The sequence below is a fragment of the Nocardia gipuzkoensis genome (assembly GCF_021183645.1).
Taxonomy (GTDB): Bacteria; Actinomycetota; Actinomycetes; order Mycobacteriales; family Mycobacteriaceae; genus Nocardia; species Nocardia abscessus.
This window is the reverse complement of record NZ_CP089225.1, coordinates 4,079,164-4,095,792: the sequence shown is the minus strand read 5'-3', so window position 1 is coordinate 4,095,792 and position 16,629 is coordinate 4,079,164. Positions and strand designations below refer to the sequence as shown.

At 65.9% G+C, this 16,629-nt stretch carries 19 protein-coding genes; all 19 read right to left on the bottom strand.

Going from position 1 to position 16,629, the window contains the following annotated elements; genetic code table 11:
- Window positions 1–5 precede the first annotated feature (5 nt).
- The 19 genes from LTT66_RS18360 to LTT66_RS18270 all read right to left on the bottom strand — a co-directional run bounded on the left by LTT66_RS18360 (window position 6) and on the right by LTT66_RS18270 (window position 16,242).
- Window positions 6–1,688, bottom strand: coding sequence for a Gp37-like protein (locus LTT66_RS18360; RefSeq protein WP_233059890.1), 1,683 nt, complete (start codon window positions 1,686–1,688; stop codon window positions 6–8).
- Window positions 1,689–2,615 (bottom strand): hypothetical protein, encoded by a 927-nt coding sequence (locus tag LTT66_RS18355; RefSeq protein ID WP_233059889.1) that lies wholly within the window; start codon window positions 2,613–2,615, stop codon window positions 1,689–1,691.
- A complete protein-coding gene (locus LTT66_RS18350; protein WP_233059888.1) occupies window positions 2,615–5,911 on the bottom strand; it encodes a phage tail tape measure protein in 3,297 nt (1,098 codons plus the stop codon). Before LTT66_RS18350 ends, LTT66_RS18355 begins: the two co-directional genes overlap by 1 nt.
- Before the next feature lie 261 nt (window positions 5,912–6,172).
- Complete coding sequence (locus tag LTT66_RS18345; RefSeq protein ID WP_233059887.1) at window positions 6,173–6,496, bottom strand: hypothetical protein; 324 nt, start codon at window positions 6,494–6,496, stop codon at window positions 6,173–6,175.
- Between the two features lie 84 nt (window positions 6,497–6,580).
- Window positions 6,581–7,390 carry an IPT/TIG domain-containing protein gene (locus LTT66_RS18340; RefSeq protein WP_233059886.1) on the bottom strand — a complete coding sequence of 270 codons (810 nt, stop codon included), beginning with the start codon at window positions 7,388–7,390 and terminating at the stop codon, window positions 6,581–6,583.
- A gap of 65 nt (window positions 7,391–7,455) precedes the next feature.
- Complete coding sequence (locus tag LTT66_RS18335) at window positions 7,456–7,857, bottom strand: hypothetical protein (protein WP_233059885.1); 402 nt, start codon at window positions 7,855–7,857, stop codon at window positions 7,456–7,458.
- Window positions 7,850–8,119: a hypothetical protein gene (locus tag LTT66_RS18330; RefSeq protein ID WP_233059884.1), complete on the bottom strand. Its 270-nt coding sequence runs from the start codon at window positions 8,117–8,119 to the stop codon at window positions 7,850–7,852. Before LTT66_RS18330 ends, LTT66_RS18335 begins: the two co-directional genes overlap by 8 nt.
- A complete protein-coding gene (locus tag LTT66_RS18325) occupies window positions 8,112–8,312 on the bottom strand; it encodes a hypothetical protein (RefSeq protein WP_233059883.1) in 201 nt (66 codons plus the stop codon). Before LTT66_RS18325 ends, LTT66_RS18330 begins: the two co-directional genes overlap by 8 nt.
- Entirely contained in the window at window positions 8,309–8,611 is a 303-nt protein-coding gene (locus LTT66_RS18320; RefSeq protein WP_233059882.1) for a hypothetical protein, read from the bottom strand. The genes LTT66_RS18325 and LTT66_RS18320 overlap by 4 nt, the downstream gene beginning before the upstream one ends.
- 38 nt (window positions 8,612–8,649) lie before the next feature.
- Window positions 8,650–9,198: a hypothetical protein gene (locus LTT66_RS18315; protein ID WP_233059881.1), complete on the bottom strand. Its 549-nt coding sequence runs from the start codon at window positions 9,196–9,198 to the stop codon at window positions 8,650–8,652.
- Entirely contained in the window at window positions 9,198–9,611 is a 414-nt protein-coding gene (locus tag LTT66_RS18310) for a hypothetical protein (protein ID WP_233059880.1), read from the bottom strand. The genes LTT66_RS18315 and LTT66_RS18310 overlap by 1 nt, the downstream gene beginning before the upstream one ends.
- Entirely contained in the window at window positions 9,604–9,960 is a 357-nt protein-coding gene (locus LTT66_RS18305; protein WP_233059879.1) for a hypothetical protein, read from the bottom strand. Before LTT66_RS18305 ends, LTT66_RS18310 begins: the two co-directional genes overlap by 8 nt.
- The gene (locus LTT66_RS18300; RefSeq protein ID WP_233059878.1) at window positions 9,957–10,463 is read right to left on the bottom strand and encodes an aspartyl/asparaginyl beta-hydroxylase domain-containing protein; all 507 of its coding nucleotides are present in this window, start codon (window positions 10,461–10,463) and stop codon (window positions 9,957–9,959) included. Before LTT66_RS18300 ends, LTT66_RS18305 begins: the two co-directional genes overlap by 4 nt.
- 5 nt (window positions 10,464–10,468) lie before the next feature.
- Entirely contained in the window at window positions 10,469–11,917 is a 1,449-nt protein-coding gene (locus LTT66_RS18295; protein WP_233059877.1) for a phage major capsid protein, read from the bottom strand.
- A complete protein-coding gene (locus tag LTT66_RS18290; RefSeq protein ID WP_233059876.1) occupies window positions 11,914–12,837 on the bottom strand; it encodes an HK97 family phage prohead protease in 924 nt (307 codons plus the stop codon). Before LTT66_RS18290 ends, LTT66_RS18295 begins: the two co-directional genes overlap by 4 nt.
- On the bottom strand, window positions 12,812–14,212 hold the full coding sequence (locus tag LTT66_RS18285; RefSeq protein ID WP_233059875.1) for a phage portal protein: 1,401 nt from the start codon (window positions 14,210–14,212) through the stop codon (window positions 12,812–12,814). Before LTT66_RS18285 ends, LTT66_RS18290 begins: the two co-directional genes overlap by 26 nt.
- The gene (locus LTT66_RS18280) at window positions 14,212–14,382 is read right to left on the bottom strand and encodes a hypothetical protein (RefSeq protein ID WP_233059874.1); all 171 of its coding nucleotides are present in this window, start codon (window positions 14,380–14,382) and stop codon (window positions 14,212–14,214) included. The genes LTT66_RS18285 and LTT66_RS18280 overlap by 1 nt, the downstream gene beginning before the upstream one ends.
- Window positions 14,379–15,887: a hypothetical protein gene (locus tag LTT66_RS18275; RefSeq protein ID WP_233059873.1), complete on the bottom strand. Its 1,509-nt coding sequence runs from the start codon at window positions 15,885–15,887 to the stop codon at window positions 14,379–14,381. The genes LTT66_RS18280 and LTT66_RS18275 overlap by 4 nt, the downstream gene beginning before the upstream one ends.
- Window positions 15,868–16,242 carry a hypothetical protein gene (locus LTT66_RS18270; RefSeq protein ID WP_233059872.1) on the bottom strand — a complete coding sequence of 125 codons (375 nt, stop codon included), beginning with the start codon at window positions 16,240–16,242 and terminating at the stop codon, window positions 15,868–15,870. The genes LTT66_RS18275 and LTT66_RS18270 overlap by 20 nt, the downstream gene beginning before the upstream one ends.
- Window positions 16,243–16,629: the final 387 nt, after the last annotated feature.

Here is a 16,629-nt window from a genome sequence, read left to right as displayed (position 1 = left end):
TTCTCCTAGACGACGCCGAGCTGCTGCAGGGCGGAGATGATGGCTTCGATCCGTTCCCAGGCACGGGCGACCGGATCCTGGAGGGCGCGGTCGTCGCCGACAGTGAGGGTCCACTCCACCGGCTCGTCGCGGGACCAGGACAGCCGCACCTTGGAAATCCTGTCCATATAAATTCGCCCGGAGGTGTCGCCTCGGATCGTGTAGCCCGCGCGGTCGCCGAGCCACACGTGCCCGGATTCGCCGATCAGGTATGGGGCGCCGTCGCCGGCGGAGAACGTGGTCGCGTCGAAAGCCCTTGTCGCCCAGATGCCCGCTCGGAGCACTATCAGGCTGGACAGGGTGTAGGCCTTGTTGCTGCCCTCTTGGAAGTACTCGAAGTACCGTGTCCAGCCTTGGTTCTGGGCGCGGCTGGAGGATCTGGCGACCATCCAGGCGAGCAGGGCGTCGGTGTAGAGGGGAGCCAGTATCGCGTCCAAGGCGCCGCCGACCGGCGGGACACCGATCATGGCTGCGATGAGGTCACCAGCCATCTGGATCGCCGCGCTGATGGCCTCGTTGACACCGGGCATGGAGTGACCACCGGTGACGACCTGTATGCCCTTGGATGGGGTGCGGCGGTAGCGGTATCCGGTGAGCCCTGTTTCCTCGCCGTCACGCCAGACGACGAACGGAAGTTCTTTCTGGGTTCGTTTCGATCCGGGGATGTAGTAGTCGGGTGGGATCGACGTGTCGGTGACGAGATATTCGGTGGAGTCGATCATGTCGCCGACGAACTCGTTGACCGTCCGGACCAGGCCGTCCCAAATCGTGCCGCCGTGACTGGTGCCGGTGTAGGTGCCGGAGCGGTCCTCGAAGGAAACGACGCGAGTTCCGTGGCGCAGGTTCGCGCCCGGCCACGGCTCAGGATCGCCTTCGAGGTACGGGCGGATCACGCAGGTGATCTCGCCGTCTTCCATGAGCGCCTTGGCGACGTCGTGGAAGTTCTTGAACCTCGAGATGAGGATCCCCCACAGCGCACCGGAGGCCATCGAGTCGACGAAGCTGATCGGCTTCACCACGGTCGACCAGGTGGCCTGCGCAGTTTCGATGGGGCCGCGCTGGTTCGGGTCCATCGGGTCCGACGGCAGCGCCCAGTAGGATCCGGCCTCGCGCATGATTTGCAGATCGAGAGCCACGGAAAGCAGCCACGGGATCGGGCCCGCCCCGAGCCAAATTTGAGGCCACTGGATCCATTCGGGAAAATAGGGGTTTGCCCAGATCGAATACCATTTCAGGCGCTCGTAGTCGGAGGCGAAGCGCGCGACCACAACCTGGTCGCCGTCCTCATCTTGCTCCAGCTCGACGTATTCCAGTAGCCCGCCGAGGCGGGAGCCGCAGTATTCGACGGTGATGTTGATGTTGCGTTTCTCGCCGCGGTCCAAGCGGCCCTGCTCATCCCACAGCCACTGCCCGACAGGATGATCGAACGGGTGCCGCAGTTCGTAAGCGCCGGTGTCGCCGTCGATGATCTCGAAGCTGCAGGAGTACTCGGCCTGCACGAGGTGCTGCAGCCGCATCTCCCCGTCCCACAGGCACACGACCGGCGGGACCTTGCGGAGGTTGAGTTCGGCCTGCTCATTGGCTTTCGTGGCCGCCCAGATGGCGTTGCACTGATCGAGCAGACTCGCCCCGAGGTCGATCGCGGGCATCTACTGGCCTCCGATCGCTTCCAGCCAGCGCCGTGGCTGCACCAGCTGAACCATCGCCCCGACTCCCGCGGGGGCTCCCGTCACCGACACGGGAAGGTTGGTCGGTGGGGTCTTCGGAGGGATCGAGTACTCGAAGTACCGTCCGGGCACGGGCATCTGGCCGAGGATGTTGGTGTCGTGCGCATCTCGGACCATCAGCTTCATAGGATCGAGGTCCACCACAGCGCCGCCCTGCACCGCGGTGATGTTCGGCATGAGGATGGTTCGGTTGCGGTCGTCGCGGCCGGTCAGCTTGCTGATACCGAACCGCCGCTCCCCGGGCGGGCCCTCCCACGAGAAATCGGGGAGGGTCCATTGGCCGCGGGTGAGGATCCATTTGTGCCGCATCACCGTGTCGGTGGGGTTGTGCACCTTCACGTATCCGCTGCCGGAGGTGGAGGCGGTGGACCACGTGGAGATCTCGTCGTCCTCGTACCAGAACGGCTGCCCGGCCCGTAGCGGCAGGATGGGGTTGCCGTGGCCGGTGACCAGCGGGTCGATACCGGGGTCGAAGTCGCGCTTCTCATACAGTTGGACGTCGAGGGAGCGGGTGGACAGGTCGCTGCGCACCTCGATGCGCGCCAGCCGTGCGTCCCAATCCCATTCGTCTTCGCGATAGTCGAACGCCTGCCGGAACTTCGACATCACGGTCTCTTGGTTCCGGCCGGCCACGACGTGGAAGCCGAGCGATAGATCACGCCAGTCGTGCCACATGCCCTTCATCGCGCCGCCGGACTGGCGGGCACCGGCCTTCCACGCGGTCCGGACCGGGGCCGCGAACAAGCCCTTCACCTGGTCTTTGCCGAGACGTACGCCCTCGCGCCCGGAACCATCGCCGTGGACGATCCAGATAGAGCCGTCGCAGCCGTAGATGATGATCTGCAGCATCAGAACGGGCGCCCTGCATGCCGGATCAGCGAACCGGGGTTCCGGGTGGCCTGGGCGACCGCTTCACTGGTGGCGCGGGCCATCGCGTCGAAGATGACCTTGGCGAGTGCTTGGATGGCTCCTCCTTCACGGCGTAGGCCGATGTCCCCGAGGAACTGGTCGAGGTTGGCGTTCAGGAAGTTCGACCCGGCCTGCAGCGCCCGCGCGCCGATGTCGGGCATCGGAGCCGGCTGCGTGGACGCTTGAGGCGCGAACGACTCCGACGGCGCGGCGGTCGTGGACGGCGAACTGCTCGACCCGGCAGGAGCGCTGGACAAGTTGGATGCGCCCGCCACATTGCTGCCGACGATCCACACTGGTGTGACACCAGCGGGAACCTCGACTCCGCCGAATGTTCCCCCGGCCGCGCCTGCGGCAGTGCCGCCACCCAAACCTCCGGTAGCGCCTGCGCCTCCGGAACCGCCAGTGCTAGCCCCTGCCCCGGCAGGCGCGCCGGTAGCGGGGCCGCCGAGGTCTCCGCCGCGCAGCAGCGCCGCAGGAAGGTGCATGCGCTGGGTGAACATCGAGTGGTCGGCGCCGACCTTGCCGCCGACGACGACGCCTTCGCTGCCGTTGGATTCGACATTGGTTCCGTCGCCGAGCGTCATGGCCGTGTGGCCGTTGGCTCCTCCGCCGTTGTCATACCAGCCCACCGAGATGTCCCCGGGCCCACCAAGTCCCGGCTTCGCGCCGAGGGCGGCCAGCCACTGGCCTTCGGACATGGTGGACATGCGGGAGGAGAACGGTGGTCGCCCGAGGGCGTCGTTGACGACTGCCGACACCAGGCCGGAGCAGTCGATCGCCGAGGTCGAGAACCCGCCCATCTGATATTTGGCGGGATCCAGGCTTTGCGCGAACGCCTTGCCGGGGACGATGCCGCCCGCCGCCATCGCGGTGATCAACCCCAGACGGCGCCCGACTTCCATCCAAATCGGCACCGACTTGTCCCGCTTCGACGGCGACAGCGGAATGTAGGCCTCCGGACCGGCCTCCGCCCACAGGATTGCCCTGCTTCCGTTGCTGATACTCGCTTCACGGATGCCACCGTCGGCATAGTGCGGGACCGCCGCCATCGTCCCGGGTTGAGCTCTAGACGCGCGATCCACCTCGGCATTCAGTGCCCGGGACTGCGCCGAGAGGCTGGCCATGATCTCGACCGGGATAGTCTTCCCGGAGTTCGCATGGATGAAGTCGTTCAGTCTCTGCTGGGCTTCGGCCGTATTGGCTTCGACCCGGAACTGCCCATCTTCCATGTGAGTGACCCGATAGCCCAGTGCCTCAAGTCGCGCCTGAACTTCTGGAGTGTTCTCCTTGATGATGATGTCGTGCCCGTCGGGCAGGGCGGTGACCGTGTCCCCCAGCGCTCTGGTTACTTCGGCGGCGTGCCGCGTCTCGGCGATGTTTTCGGCGACGCTGGCGCGCATCCGGTCCAAGCTGGGCCGGGCGGAGTTGTCGATGCCGTCGGCGATGTCGCGGGCACCGTCGGCGGCGCCGCGCATCGTGTTCTCCATCTCCTGCAGCGTGTGCCCGAGATCCTCGAGGCCTTCGCTGCCGGTGAGCTTGCCGATGACCTCGGCGACCTTGCCCATCGGGTCCAGCGTCTGCTCGAGGATGGGCCCCACGCCTTCAGCGAGGTCTGCGAAAGCATTGAGGGAGATCGAGGCGAAACTGAGGAATGCGTCCGCCGTGGCGATCGCCCCATCGGCGAGCTTGCCCATGAATCCGAGGATTTCGGGCTGATGCTTGGTCACCCAGTCGGCGACCTTCGCCAGTTCGGGTCCGAACGCTTTCGCCAGCGCGGCGCCGATCGCGTCAGCGCTGACCTCGATGCTGCGCTTGGCTCCCTCGATGGAAGTCGCGGCGTTCCCGCCCACCGTGTTCAGGGCGTTCTGCGCCGCACCGGCCACCTGTCCGAGGGAGTTCACGGCGGTGTCGAGGTTGAACTGGTTCAGCGCGTCGCCGAGGTCCTCGAACTGCGTACCGAAAAGGGCCAGGGCGACCTTGTTCCGTTCGACTGGGTCTTCGATTTCCCGGATCTTGGCCAGAAGGTCCCCGACCGCGGTGCGGGCGACCGAACCACCTTGCGCGAACTTGCTCGTGAGATCGTCTGCCTCGAACCCGAGCGTTTGGAAGGCCTCGACAGTGGACTCGGATCCGTCGACGACGCGGATCGAGAACTCCTTGATCGCGTCCGCGGCGATGTCGGAATCGCGTGCGCCAGCTTTCACGGCCTGGTTGATCAGGCCGATCGCCTCGGGCCCGGACAGACCGAGCTTCCGGAACTGCGTGCCATATTCCGTGATCGTGTCCAAGAAATCCTCGGACACGTTGAGCCCGTTGCGCTCGGCGACGGCGAACAGGTCGAAGGCTTCTGTGGCGCTTCCAGCGATACCGGTCTTGATGGCCTGCCCCGCCGCGCGGGAGACGGCAGGAATCTCCTCGCCCATCATCTGCGCGATCCCCGACAACTGCTGAATGACCTGCTGCGTCTCCTGTGCAGTCGCGTTCGGGTCCAGCAGCCCGGATTGCACCGCGCGGCGTGCGGTGTCGATGTTCTCCTCGACGGACTCGCCGAACGCGCCGGTGTAGGCGCGGCCCGCCGCAGTGCCGATCTTGTGCATGGTGGCGTCGTCGACACCGATGCGGGCCTGCGCGAGATCGAGTGCTGTCTCATGCTCCAGGCCGCGCTGCAGCGCCTTGGCCAGCAGCCCGCCGGCGCTAACACCGGCCACCGCGAACACAGCGCCGAGGGCTTGGCCGATGACACCGGCTTTGCCGCTCAGCGAATCCGCGATCCCCCCGGCGGCGGCGTCTCCGCCCTGCTGTCCCGCACCTCGCCCGGCGTCCCGTATCGAATCTTCCAGGTCGTTGCCGACCCGGTTGGATGCTCGAGCGAACGCGCGGCGCATATCGTCAGCTGACGCGTCGAACCCGCGCCGGAACTGGCCCTGCATCTCGCCAGCGGCCCCGGAGAACGCACGCGTCGACGCGCGGGCGAACTCCCGATGCATGTCGTCTGCGGCCTGCCCGAAACCACGGGCGAAGTTCTGCCGCATCTGCGTGGCGGCGGTATCGAAGGTCCTACCGGATGCCTGCGAGAAAGCCCGCACCATGTCGTCGGCTGAGGCATCGAACGCGCGCGCGAGGCGCCGCTGCGCGTCGGTAGCGATGCGGTCGAACGCCCGCCCGGCGCCGCGAGCAAGTTGACTAGTTTCACTGACCAGTGAGACGTAACCGGTTGCTAACTCGACAGCCACGCCTCACCTCGTTTCAATTCCAGCCGATCGCGGCTTCCAGTTGATCGATCGGGAGAGCGTCCCCGCGGCCGCCGATCACGCGTTCGTCTTCGGGGATGGCTTCTTCGGCCGCGCGGGCACGGCGCTCACGCACGACAGCGGATTTGTCGCCGAGCCACCTGAGCCAACAGCGGAACTCGAACCACGACCACACCGTCCCGATGTCGCTGACGCGCAGGCCGCGGTCGAGTAGGTCGGCGGTGATCGCCTCCTCGTGTTCCCTTATGAACTCTCGGAGGCCGAGGATTCCCCCACGGTCGCCTTGGAGGACTCGAACCAGGCGTCACGCAACGCAAGTATCTGGTCGCGGGACAGGCCCTCGAGCATGACCTTCGGCAACTTCGGCTCGGCCTTGAGCATCAAGGTTCGGGCGTACTCGGTCAGCCCGGCGTCGGGGATCTTCCCCGTCGAGACATCCTCGACGTACTTCGTGGCGTCAGCCGACAGGAACTCGAGCTTCGGAATCGAGTAGGTCTTGCCCTTGTGCTCGAACTCGAACCGGTTCTCCGGCTTGGAGCCGCCCGGCTCTGGGATCTGGAAAGGCATCGCAGGCCCTTTCATTCCTCGCAGGCCCATAGGGCCCGGCGGCGCGGCGGGCCTGCGAGGTGGACCGCGCCGCCGGGGTCTGAATTACGCGTAGGTGACCGCGAACCCGGACGAAGCGCCGGTCGCATTGGTCACCACGATGTTGTGAGAACCTGCGGTCTTGGCCGGGGTGATGATGGCCAAGTGCTGGTCGTCGATGATTTGGAAGTCCAGTACGGCGGTGCCGCCGACGCTCGCCGCGGTGGTGCCGGTGAAGTTTGTACCGGTGAGGTACAGAATTTCCCCGCCTGCGGTGGCGAGGTTGCCCGACGGCGCGCGCGAAGTGATGGACGGCGCCGACGGCGCGGAGCCATCGTCGTAGTAGCGGTAGGCCTTGCGGCCGTTGTCGTCCTTGTAGCAGGTCAGGGTGACGTCGAACGCCTGCAATGCATTGCGGACGAACGGGTCCTCCGACACCGCGGTGATCTGCCCGGCCGGGACAACAATGCGGACACGCTTGGACTTGTCGCGCATGTCGAACAACCACGGGTGGATGCCCAGCGGTTCGCCGGTCTCCTCGACTGTGGTCAGCGAACCGACGGTGGTGACGTTGTCCTCACCGAACACCTCCGACAGGACGTCACCGTCGAACGCAGCGAGCAGCTTGAACTGGAACTGGGTGGAGTGGTTCTCCTGCGGCGAGTAGATGAGGTCGCCAGCCCAGTCGTAGATGTCTGTGGAGGTGCGCTCACCGGAGGGGCGCAGGCCGTCGTCGGCGACGTAGCCGAGCTTCGTGAAGTCGGTGGTGGCGCTCGAGACACCGGTCGGCAGGGTAGTACCTTCCGCGGCGACCATGATCCCGCCAGTGGCGAGCGGTGCGCCGATACCGATCTTGGCAACGGAGTTACCAGCCATTGTCTGTCCCTTCAGGATTCGCAGGCCCTGAATGGATGGGGATCTCCCTCCGTTGCCGGGGGAAGTTAGATGACCGCGCCTGTCATGAGCAGGTCGACGGTGAACTGATATCGCGGCCCGACATCCGGGTCCGGGTTGTTCGCGGGGCCGCCGACGGTGACGACCTGGGAGACGAACTCGCCGCTGGAAACCTCGCCCTCCAGGGCATTGGTGAGCGCGTACGCGAGCATCGCCAACTCAGCGGCTTCGGTCTCGGACTCGGCCCAGCATTCGACAAGCAGCCGGGAATAGAAGTGCACGAGGGTTTGGCGGACCGTGTCGATCAGAGACACTCGCACCATCCGGACCGGCCGTACGGCAGGGACTTTGGTGGCCACCCGCGCGGTCTCGCTGCGGGAGGCGAGCTGCGCCTTCATGTAGGCGACATAGAACGCTTCAACACCTACCGCGGCGATGACTTCAGCCACGTGCAGCTCCGAAGTTGCGGACGAGCGTGTTGTGGCGCCCGTTGTCGATGCGGGCCTCTTCGGTGGCGGCGATCACCGACACCTGCCAGCGCCCTTGAGGACTCCGGTCGCCCTGCTCGCTGGTCATCACATACCCTGCCGCCTCGCCGCCGCATGCCTCCAGGACTGCGCGACCGCGGGCTTCGAGGTCTCGGACAACACCGGGCGCGCTGCGGAGCTTGTAGAACGCGTCGAGGTTCCATTCGATACGCGACTCAGCCATTGATCATCTTTCCCGGAGAGATCACCGTGAGATCCGCACACGCAATAGTCAGGGTCAACCCCGGCAGAGGTTCGCCGTGCTCTCCTTTGATCACCGCAGGCTCGGCGCCAGAGAAGTACCAAGGGAACGTCTCGCCCGCGATGGTGATCTCACTCGTGTCGAGGTTCAGGATCACGTGCTCGGCGTAGCTCATCCGTCCACCCTCTGCAGGTTGATCGGCTTTCGTCCCGCTGGCCGGGCGGGGCCGTGGTCGTAGTCCTCGGGGAACCCGATCACTTCGTACTCCTGCCCGTTGAGCACCATCCGGTCGTGCGGGGACACGTTCAGGGAGGAGTCGACGACCATCACCACATCCACCGAGACCCGGTCATGGCCAGCAACTGCGGGTTCCGAGGACGACGGAGACCACCAGATCGCCGGCACGTTCACCGGGTCAGCCCAGGCGGGGATGTCATTGCCGTGCGCGTCTTGACCGCCGGTCTCGCTGTACACGCGGTGTCCCGCAGTGTGCTTCAGCCGGAATCGCGACCTCACCCGACATGCTCCAGCTTAAACGAGCCCAGCAGCTCCATCTCCTGCATCGACAGACCCGGACCGGCAACGTCGGCGTAGGAGACGCTCTCGTTGAACGGGCCCCACGCCTCCGACCGGGACTTCAGCGCTTCCGGGTTGTTGTACAGGCGCGCGGCCAGCATCAGGCACACACCCTTCACCACATCCGGAACCGTTTCGTAGCCGTGGGTGTACACGACCTCCACCGACCTCGGGGTCGTCGGCCAGCGACCGCGGTGGATCAGCTTGCCGTAGGAGGTCCAGTCGAAGTCCGTCACCGCAACGAGGGGATCGCCATTCACCTCCACCGATGTGACAGCGGTGAGCTTCAACGTCGGCAGCCACATCCACCGCGACCCCGAGCCGTCCAACACCGCGGTGACATCCGCCTCCTGGCTGATCGACCACCCGCAGTGGGTGCGGATCGTGCTGGAAGCGATGTTCACCGCGAGAGTGGCGGCAGCAGTATCGATCGACGTCTCCTGTAGCCAGTTCTGCAGCTCGGTGGTGGACGCGAACGGGGCCATCAGGAACGCGCCACCGCGGAGTTGCTGCCCTCGGAGCACACGGCGACCGCCGAGAACGCTCCGCCTGTGGTAGAGCCGGAGGTTGTGGCTACCAGGCGCACGTACTGGTTGGTGCCGACGATGTATCCGAATTCGAATACGGTGTCGTCGTTGGCCGCGACGATTGTGGGCAGCGAGCCCTGCCGCCTAGATGCAGGCACCGCGGTCCAGGTGGTGCCGTCCGGCGAGTCCTGCATCGTGATCGCGTGCGAGCCATCGGTAATGGTGCCGGTAGACACGATGAACAGGACGGTGCGGAAGTCGTTGCCGTACAAGCCGAGGTCGACGGTGGCGCCGTTGACGGTGCCGTTGGTGCGCACCGCCGATGTCAGCGCCTGTTGCACGAGGCAACGCCCGTACAGGGTCCTACGCATCGTCACCCTTATCGTTCTTTTCGGCCTCGGCCTTGCTCGAGGTGGACTTCTCGTCCGCCTTATCGCCGTCGTCCGTCTTGTTCTCGGACCTGGCGGGCTCTGTCTTCGACTCCGCCTTCGGCGCGGCCTTCTTCGCGGGCGCCTTCTTGGCCGGTGCCTTCCTCGGCGGGGTGAGGTCGCGTTGTTCGCCCGGCGCGGCGGTCGCGGCTTCGAACACTCCCGGCCGACTGGCCACTTCAGCGAAGTGGCCGCGGTGGGTCTTGAGGATCTGGTCGCCTTCGTCGACTTCCTCCCCGCCGGTGTAGATCCGGTCACCGGTCGCGAATGCGTTGATGCACCTGTACTTCACGTGAGACTCCTTTGAACCAGGTCGGTCATGTCGTCTGGGATCGGGTAGACCTCGAACGGTTCGGGTGCCCGGTCCAGCCACACATCCCGGTCCAGGACGAGATGGATGCGGGGCTGGTCGGTGTTGTTGACGACGGCGTGTGATTCCCAATGCTGCACCACGAACGGGATGCCCGATTCTGGGCGGAACCGATTGTCGCCGTGCCATTCACCGGCGGCACCGATGGGGACCTGCCAGCGTTCGCGCCACGGCCCGGCGTCGCGGTGCGGGGCAATGAACCCGCCCGGCTCGATCCACGACAGCCACGCCTCCCAGACCGGCGCGAACGCGGCGAGGACGTCGGAGAACAGGGCGGCGTGGTCCCAGGGCTGCCTGGCGCTGACCAGCACCACACGCCGGTACCCGTGATGGACACGAGTTTCGGAGTAGGCACTGGGCAGCGACCAGGCATCCTCGGATATTGCGGCCAGAGCAGCGTGTAGCCGCTCCGGGTTGAACCTCACGCGAACTACGTGACGTTCAGCATGCGGAACGCGGCGTCGTTCACCGAGTCCGCACCGACACGGAAGTGGGCGTACCAGCCGGACTGACCGGTCGGACGACCGTTCGCACCGAACAGGTGAGGGATGTAGGACAGGGTGGTGCCCAAACGATCGGCGATGACGTAGTTCGAGAAGTCGCCGAAGATCAGGACGTAGTTCTCCGCCAGCGCGGTGACGGTGCCATCCATGGCTTCTGCCACGTAGTCCGGGCGGCCGAGCAGGGTTGTCGACCGGGCGTCCGCCAGCTGACCCCACAGCGCCGAGCCGCCGTTGGTGTCGAACTGCCGCATCAGGCCGTAGATGGTGCGATGGCCCAGCCACGACCCGTTCGCTGCGTACCGTGCGGGCAGCGCACCGTCCAGCTTGTACACGTCACCGACCGCGAAGGTGTCGGTCGTGGTCGAGGTGACCACCGAAGACGTACCAGTCAGCGCGGTGACGATGCCGGTCGGCTGGCCCGAACCCGAACCGGTGACGAACGCCACCGCCTCCATCCGGTCCTTCTCGAACGCGATCATCTTCGCGACCTCTCCCGCGAGGCCGGTGGCGTCTTCCTGCACCTCGAAGGACTGCGCGACGAACACCGCGCCCTTGTGGACCGGGATGGCAGGCTGGTCGATGGTCGGCGAATCGTCGGAGACCTCGGTACCTTCCGCGTCCCACGAGCCGGTCACGCCGGCGGTGGAGATGCCGTGCCACACGTCGCTGGTGACCTGCACGACCCGGGCGATCTTGCGGATCTCGTTGAACGACCCGTTGGCCGCGATGATCACCGTCGGATCCAGCTGGAACGGCACGAGGTATCCGCCGTTGGCGTCGGTCAGCGACATCGCGCGCGAAAGGGCCTGCTGCTCGCTGGAATTCAGCGCCGCCATCTGGCCGCGGGCACGAATCACCTTGGTGAACGCCGAGCTGTACTCCGGGGAGGTGGTGGTGAGCACCATCTCCGCCATCCGGGTGCCCTCGTGGGTCTCGACGAGGTTGGTGGAGACCTCACGCACCTTGTCGCTGGCGTGCGGCATCCGCTCGATCGCGTCGAGGGCCCGCTCCCGCAACTCGTGGGCGGTACCGTTGCGGCCGTAGCGGACCTCGCTGGTGTCCCAGGGGTTGCGGTACTTGCCGCCGAGGCTGGCACCGCGGGTGCGGTCGATGACCTCGGTCTCCGCTCGAGCCGGACCCAGATCGGCGTCATCAGCCTTCAGGGGAGCGCCGGTAGCGGAGCGAACCTCGGCCAGGGCTGCGTCGTGCTCGAGGTCCAGGCGGTGCGCATGCACCTTCCGGAACTCCTCGACCAGCGGGCCGACCTTGGCCTGATCCTCCGCTGTCTTCTCGGTCTTCGCCTTCAGGCGCTCCAGTTCGTCCTGGATGTCCTTCTCGCGCTGCACCGCCTGCTTATGGGTGAGTTCGACACTCATTTCAGAGTCCTTAAGGGTGGGGTTGATTCCCGCGCCGTCTTGACCTCGTTCAACGCCTGCGTGAACTGCGCCTCCAGCGCAGCCATACGCGCAGCATCGACATCATCGACGGGTGCGGGTTCGGGGGATTCCGGCTCGTGCTCCCCGGCCTCTTGGGTGGGTTGCGGCGTGCTGGTGTCCTCGTCCGAGTGCTCAACGGCCACCGGAGTGGTGTCTTGCGGCTCTTCGTCGGACCGCTCCTCAGGGGAGCTGTCGGCCGTGTCCGCGAGGAACACGGCGCGAGCGAGCAGACGGCGCTGCTCAGGTTCATTCAGCCGCCCCAGGTCGATGACCTTGGAACGGACGCTTGCGGATGTTGCCTCGTAGGCCGGCCACACGACGGGCCCCACTTCGGCGATCTTGACTTCCTTCAGAGTGCGCAGCAGCGGGCCGCGACCCTCGCGGTCATCCCACAGCAGATCCAGGACCTCGTCGGGTTTGACGAGCTTGCCGTCCTTGTCGCGCCATTCCTCACGCAGCACGGAGAAGCGGAAACTCATGCCATCCACCGAGCCCTCGGCGATAGCGTCGCGGATCGGCTCGACCAGCCAGTTGTCCGACAGCCTGGCCTCGACATAGAGGCCGGAGGTGTCCTCGTGGATGTCGGTGATCCGCCCGATCGGGATCGACCCGATCAGCGGGTGGTGGCCGTGGTCGAACTGGAACCGCGGGGTGCGCTCTCGGATGGACTTCTTGAACGCCCCGGGCGCGATCTGCTCGTCGAACGTGCCCTCCCATGAGTCGATCCTGGCGGGGGTGTTGAACACGGCGCCGTAGCCTTCGAAGGTGAGGCCGTCACCGTCAGAGTCTTCACCGGACCGGGTGAGCGTGAACGAGACGGACCTGCACAGGTCCTCACGCGCCAGGGTCTTCGTTTCCATTCGGCTCTCCCTGGGGTTGGGTGTCGTCGCTCCCCGGCTTCTGCAGCTGCACGGAATACAGCCCGCTGTGCTTGAGCAGACGAAGGTCGTTGGCGTTTACCGCAGCCACCACCGAATCCGGCAGGTATCCGGCGTCGATGTACTGGCGGATGGTCTGGGATTTCACTGCGGCGATGTCGGCGGCGTCCTTCTCGTCCTCACGCAGGAACGGCACATCGGTGGCGTCGTACCACAGCCGCACCGCGCCACTCTTCGTGCGATCAGTACGGGGCACGATCCGGTTCAGCGACCCGGACACGTTCTGCCACAGCGGATGCGCAGTGCCGTCAGCGAGACGGCGTCGGGCTTGGCCGTAGTTGGAGTAGGTGGCGGCCGCGAGACCTTCGGACAGGCCCACAATCACTGGCGGCACACCGGCGGCCGCGGCGATTCGGGTTTCGCCGCCTCCGCGCACCGACTTGAAGTCGATGTCCTTCAGATTCGTGCCGACCACTGTCGCATCAGCACCCGGGTAGAGATGCAGCGTCTTGTACGCGTTCTCGACGCCAGCGTGCTTCTCGGCCATCATCTCCGAGAACCGCTTCACCTTCTCCATGTCGGCACCGGTGTCGTGCTTGACCACCATGTTCGGGGTGGCGCCGTTGTCGAAGAACTTCCGCTGATGCCGCGTCATGGCGTGGTCGGCCTGGATCTCCCGCAAGATCGGCGTCAGCCAACTCATTCCCGCGAAGGTCGCCAGCGGATCGGGGATCGGCGCGAAATGCGCCACCTCGTCCACGGTGAACGCGACGGAGTCATTGTTCGACGCCGCGCCGCCTTCGGTGTACAGGTAACCCTTCTTGATCCAGCCGACCTGACCAGTGCCGCGGTTGCGGTTACGCCCCGTGCTCGGCAGGTACCGTCTCGCGCCGACGATCTCCACCCAGTCCGGCCGCAACCGCACCAGTTCGCCGCCCTGCAACGTCCAGTAGCTGTTGCCCGCCAAATCGGCGTCCTGGATCATCCGCGACAGCAGATCCTGGGTGGTTCCGCCTGTCCACGGCTCCTCGAGCACCGCCAACTCTTGCGTACCGAACGTGTCCGACGGTTTCCCGTCGCGCAGGTTCTGCCACCGGAATCGAATGCTGGAGAACACCAACTGGCGCACCAGCATGCACGCGAACACCACGCCATTCGACGCGTACGCACCTGATGCGAGGCCAGCGAAGTTGTTCGACGGCCGTTCCGTGTCCGTGCCCGCCAGGGTCTGCTGGAGGCCCGTTTGGTAGGTATAGCCGTTGAACTGGAACTGCTGAACCAGGTTCGCGTACTCATCCCAGGTCATATCCGAGCGAGCGGCGTCCCCGCCCTTCCAGCGGGCCAGCAGAGACGGCATCAGCGCCTACCGCGGATCTCGCTCGGGTCGACCAACAGCACCGCACCGACGATCGCCATCACACCACCGGTGATCAGCGCCCACGGCGCCCCAGCCAGCAAGGCGACGCCAGCCACGACCGCTGCGGCACCCAGAACAGCGACGAGCAGCCAGATTTGGGCCAGTGTCATTCCCAGAACCCCCAAACCTCTGTCTCGGTCTTCTCTTCCGGTCCGTGCGCTATCAACCCGTGTACGGCCAACGTGGCGGCCACCAACTGGGTGATGTCAGAGTTCGGGTCGGCGCGGTCCCACGCCCACGCGTCCCGCAAATTACGTTTCTTCGCCGAGCACACCGCGGTCTTCAACGCGGCCGCGCCTTGATGACGGAGTTCGTCCTCAACGACCGCGTCGTAGAACTGGCCGCATGCGCGCGCCATATCCGACGCGCTGGTGGTGATCACATCCACCCCGGCCTCCGTGATCGCCGGGATCAAGCTGGAGGCAGCCGAATAGGCGTCCACGATCACCGCACACGGATTCCACTGGTCGGCCAGCTCCTTCAACCGGGGCGCGATCCATGCGGTGCCAGGAAGCGAATCCGCGTCCCCGCCCTTCTTCGCGGGCACGATCTCGACGTGGATCTTCCAGTCCGCGCGCCGGCCAGCCACGGCGATCGCCGCCACGGACCGGTCCTGCGACAGATACAGCCCGAACGCCACCGGGTCGTTCGGCGTGGACTGCGGGTCGCGCAGGTCCCGCCACTGGTCTGCTGTGATCGTCGGCAGTTCGGCGCCCGCGGGCTCCTCCCACCAACCCATGTGCTCACGGGCGAACTCGATCGGCGGCTCCGATTCGCGGAACGCCTGCATCTTCGCCATCGTGATCCGCCGCCCCAGCGCCGAATTCGCGACCTTCCAGTTCTCCCGGTTGTCCAGCGCGCAACCCTTGGCCTGGCCGTACACGTGCGTGCAGTTCTCGTCCGCGCAGCCACCCTCTGGGGCGCAGTACTCCATGTAGCCCAGCGAGTCGCTACCGCCCACGCGGCCGCGCTCCCGGATCGCACGCAGGACCGCTGCTTGCGCGTTCCCCGCCGAGGAGCCGTACAGCACTTGCGAATGCGGCCGCGCCGCCAACGTCGGCAGCACAGAACCCACATGCACCGACTGCAAGGCGAATGCCTCGTCGAGGATCAGCTTGTCGCCGGTCAGGCCACGCAGGCCGCGATGGGTTCGCGCCCGGAACAGCATGCGCTGTCCGGTGGCCAGTTCGATGCTCTCGTCACCGTTGCCGCGGTAGATCCCGTTCGACGGCCCCGGCGCCAACCGCTTCCGCAGGTGAGGGCAGTCCTCGATCAACGTCGTGAGGTCGAGGAAGGCTTCCTTCGTCGTGCCCATCTCGTGGGCCGACCACACCACCGTCCGCTCCTCGGTGATGTACAGCCACCCCAGTGCCGCCTGCTTCTTGAGCCCGGTCTTCAGGTTCTGACGCGGTGCGATGACGGCGAACTCGAACACCAGCGGCAGTCCGTCCGGACCGATCGCGAACAGGACGTCGAGCGCCATCTCCTGTTCCGGGTCAGGGGAGAAGCCTGCCAATGCCGCCAGGTCGGCCACCTCAGGTCCGTAGGTCTCCACGTACGGCGGGTGCGTGAAGTACGCCGGATCCAGGCGCCGCTTAGCCAGACTTGCGGTCACGGCGCAACTTCAGCTCGTCGATCGGATCCACCGCGGTCGCAGCGCCCTTGGTCGCCGCGGTCATCAACTCCCGCAGCTCCTTCGACAGCGCCGCGAACGCCGACCCCGACGCCGCGCCCATCCGCTCCGCAGCGGCCAGCGCCTGCTGACCGAGCGACGTATCCAGCCGGGCAGCGGCTTCCAGCTCACGACGCACCGCCTCCACCAACGGATCCGGCTCGGACTCGGCGGCCGGCGGCACGACGGCCAACTCCGGCGCGCGCTGGCTGTCCTTGCGGCACTTCGGTGAGCAGTACTTCGTGTTCCGGGGTGCCGACGCCGCAATTTCTCCGGCGCAGTAGTCGCAGACGCGCATCCGGCACCTCCGCTCTTGTGGCTGGTCCGCGGGGATGGGGGCCCGTAAATATTACGGTCAGCCCTCTGACCTGCGAATATGGTGCACCGTAAGATTTACGGTCATTTTCAGCCCAAATACCGCCGTAAATCTTACGGAGTTGTCAAATCGGCAAGAAAAACCTTGTCAATGGGTTGACATATCCGGGCGTGTCGTGCTAGGCGGACCGCCTCATTTGTGAGGGAGAGAGCGAGCGACTGGCCGAAAAGAGTCGCGACGTGGCGCTCTCATTCTCGCGGGTACCCCCTCCCCCTATGCCGGATACCCTAGTGGGGTAGCAGGAGTGAGCGATGTTCGTCATCACTCCCAAAATATTTCCGGTCTGGCTGGAAAATTTCCGGCGGGGTG

Bases quoted from the DNA above. Each gene is read 5' to 3' on its own strand.
- LTT66_RS18290 (WP_233059876.1), bottom strand. From the start codon at position 12,837: ATGGAAACGAAGACCCTGGCGCGTGAGGACCTGTGCAGGTCCGTCTCG.
- LTT66_RS18310 (WP_233059880.1), bottom strand. From the start codon at position 9,611: ATGCGTAGGACCCTGTACGGGCGTTGCCTCGTGCAACAGGCGCTGACA.
- LTT66_RS18345 (WP_233059887.1), bottom strand. From the start codon at position 6,496: ATGCCTTTCCAGATCCCAGAGCCGGGCGGCTCCAAGCCGGAGAACCGG.
- LTT66_RS18360 (WP_233059890.1), bottom strand. From the start codon at position 1,688: ATGCCCGCGATCGACCTCGGGGCGAGTCTGCTCGATCAGTGCAACGCC.
- LTT66_RS18280 (WP_233059874.1), bottom strand. From the start codon at position 14,382: ATGACACTGGCCCAAATCTGGCTGCTCGTCGCTGTTCTGGGTGCCGCA.
- LTT66_RS18270 (WP_233059872.1), bottom strand. From the start codon at position 16,242: ATGCGCGTCTGCGACTACTGCGCCGGAGAAATTGCGGCGTCGGCACCC.
- LTT66_RS18295 (WP_233059877.1), bottom strand. From the start codon at position 11,917: ATGAGTGTCGAACTCACCCATAAGCAGGCGGTGCAGCGCGAGAAGGAC.
- LTT66_RS18325 (WP_233059883.1), bottom strand. From the start codon at position 8,312: ATGAGCTACGCCGAGCACGTGATCCTGAACCTCGACACGAGTGAGATC.
- LTT66_RS18285 (WP_233059875.1), bottom strand. From the start codon at position 14,212: ATGCCGTCTCTGCTGGCCCGCTGGAAGGGCGGGGACGCCGCTCGCTCG.
- LTT66_RS18330 (WP_233059884.1), bottom strand. From the start codon at position 8,119: ATGGCTGAGTCGCGTATCGAATGGAACCTCGACGCGTTCTACAAGCTC.
- LTT66_RS18315 (WP_233059881.1), bottom strand. From the start codon at position 9,198: ATGGCCCCGTTCGCGTCCACCACCGAGCTGCAGAACTGGCTACAGGAG.
- LTT66_RS18340 (WP_233059886.1), bottom strand. From the start codon at position 7,390: ATGGCTGGTAACTCCGTTGCCAAGATCGGTATCGGCGCACCGCTCGCC.
- LTT66_RS18355 (WP_233059889.1), bottom strand. From the start codon at position 2,615: ATGCTGCAGATCATCATCTACGGCTGCGACGGCTCTATCTGGATCGTC.